The organism is Streptomyces sp. NRRL B-1347 (assembly GCF_000720325.1).
Taxonomy (GTDB): Bacteria; Actinomycetota; Actinomycetes; order Streptomycetales; family Streptomycetaceae; genus Streptomyces.
This window is the reverse complement of the sequence record NZ_JOJM01000289.1, coordinates 1-382: the sequence shown is the minus strand read 5'-3', so window position 1 is coordinate 382 and position 382 is coordinate 1. Positions and strand designations below refer to the sequence as shown.

Genomic DNA, 382 nt, shown 5'->3' with positions numbered 1-382 from the left:
TGGACTCGACGGCGTGGCCGCCGAACTGGTTGCGCAGCGCCGCGATCATCTTCATCTGCGGCGAGTCGTCCTGGCGCGAGGAGAACCGCGCGAACAGGGACGCCGTGATCGCGGGCAGCGGCACCGCGTTGTCGATGGCCGCCTCGACGGTCCACCGGCCCTCGCCGGAGTCGGCCGCGAAGCCGCGCAGCTTGTCCAGGTGCTCGTCGTCGTCCAGCGCGTTGACCGCCAGGTCGAGCAGCCAGGAACGGATGACCGTGCCCTCCTGCCAGGAGCGGAAGACCTCACGGACGTCGGTGACCGAGTCCACGGCCTCCAGGAGCTCCCAGCCCTCGGCGTAGGCCTGCATCATCGCGTACTCGATGCCGTTGTGGACCATCTT

Annotated in this window: 1 pseudogene; it reads right to left on the bottom strand. The window is 69.1% G+C overall.

What is annotated here, in order from left to right:
* Positions 1-382 (bottom strand): annotated as a pseudogene (locus tag IG74_RS0145025) (6-phosphogluconate dehydrogenase); the annotation flags it as partial.